This is a genomic window from Microcoleus sp. BR0-C5 (assembly GCF_036705045.1).
In the GTDB taxonomy this organism is placed as follows: domain Bacteria; phylum Cyanobacteriota; class Cyanobacteriia; order Cyanobacteriales; family Microcoleaceae; genus Microcoleus.
The window spans coordinates 1-1174 of sequence record NZ_JAUBTR010000213.1; the positions used below are offsets into that span (position 1 = coordinate 1).

At 35.3% G+C, this 1174-nt stretch carries 1 pseudogene; it reads right to left on the reverse strand.

The features are described 5' to 3' along the window. Window positions 1–141 precede the first annotated feature (141 nt). A pseudogene (locus tag QUB08_RS32000) lies at window positions 142–978 on the reverse strand (IS5 family transposase). Between the last annotated feature and the right edge of the window lie 196 nt (window positions 979–1174).

Here is a 1174-nt window from a genome sequence, read left to right on the forward strand (position 1 = left end):
TCTATCCTTGCTCTTCGCTGTGCTTATCTCAACGGTCAACTTTCAATTTGATGTATTTGCCAAACTGAGATGCACCCGCCGGACGCGCGTTTAATAGACCTCTTGCAAAAAAAATCTATGTTATAATGAAAAGTTTTAAATTTAATCGCCTAGAGCTAACTCATAATTGTAAATTGCTGACAACAAATTACAACGCAGACCATAACGGCGACGACGATTCCGATAACGACTCGACAAAATTTTTAAAATTTTGAGACTCCGATTAACGTGTTCAATCACAATTCGTTTCTGGGCTAGAGTTCGATTATAGTTTTTTTCTAAGAGAGAAAGTTGCCCATTTTTATGTTTCTTTCTAGGAATATAACTATTCCGGTGATAATCCTTTATGCCTTGATAGCCACTATCTTGTAAGCTATCTGTTTCGGGATTAAAATTAGTTTTACTTTTTTTAAACAAGCTGAAATCGTGGCAACCCCCCTGTCCAAAAGCAGTGCAAATAATCTCTTTTGTTTCGGGCTTAATTACTAATTGAGTTTTTAGCGTCTGCTGTTTTTTCTTGCCTGAATAACATTTTTTCTGCTTCTTTTTGGGTCGTTCAATAGCTGTTTATGTGACATCCATCACCACGACTTCTGGAGGCTCAGAATTTTTGAGTAATGCTTTTTTCCCAGGAATACGGAACTTTCCTGTTTTCATTAAAGTTGATTCGATGTTAGTTACAATTCGGAAAATAGTTGATTCAGATACTCCCCAACTTGTCCCAATATGAAAATATGTTCGATATGATCGCCAATATTCCAAGGCGACTAAGACTTGTTCTTCGAGAGTTAGGATAGTGCGACGTCCTCTTCTGTCTTTATGATTTTCTAACCTGAAGTTATCTAAGGCATTAACCATTGCTTTTAAGGTGGGCATTTTGACACCAAATCTACGTTTAAATTCATGAGTTTTCAAATTTAGATAAGATTGATTTTTCATAATTTAGTTATTGTGTAACTACAAACAGGACTTTTTAGCATTTTATCTTGTTTCTAGCAAAAGTTTGTGAAAATTAAGTTAGGATCTGGGATTTATACCAATTTTATGTGAAGTTGCATATAACAATACTCCGGACAGTTTTTAAGCAGCCAAAGTACCATAAGACAAGACTGAAGGAAGGTTAGGGTGATTTAAA